This window comes from Bacillus sp. SIMBA_008 (genome assembly GCF_046535495.1).
GTDB lineage: Bacteria > Bacillota > Bacilli > Bacillales > Bacillaceae > Bacillus > Bacillus subtilis.
The window spans coordinates 1-367 of the sequence record NZ_JAWRWL010000102.1; the positions used below are offsets into that span (position 1 = coordinate 1).

The 367-nt window shown below is 40.6% G+C and carries 1 protein-coding gene; it reads right to left on the reverse strand.

Annotated features, from left to right (window positions below):
- Positions 1-360, reverse strand: a 360-nt coding sequence (locus SB658_RS22345) for a phosphotransferase enzyme family protein (RefSeq protein ID WP_410602397.1), incomplete at its 3' end; no start/stop codon positions are given.
- Positions 361-367: the final 7 nt, after the last annotated feature.

The following is a 367-nucleotide window of genomic DNA, read 5'->3' on the forward strand; positions in this document are numbered from 1 at the left end:
GTACTGTCCAAGCGCATAAAATAATTCATCATTCCAGTCTGCCTCTTCAACTTTATGACCTGGTGCTTTTTCATAGACTCGCAGCAAAAATGAACCACCTTGCCCATCGTCTACTTGCTCGATATCACGGCCATTTAATGAAGCAATTGGTTTTGCAACCGAAAGTCCGCCCTTCGCTAAGTGATGGAGCCATTCCATTTCACCTAAAATATAATCAGGTGATCTGCGGATGGTATGGGTAATTTTTAAAATGAAAGACTCTCCGTCTTTTTTAAGTTCATACACATAGTTTTCTGCATCTGCGATAAAGTGGATGTCACTTCGCTGGACTCCGTATAAATGAGTGGCCTCATCTAAAATTTTTGAT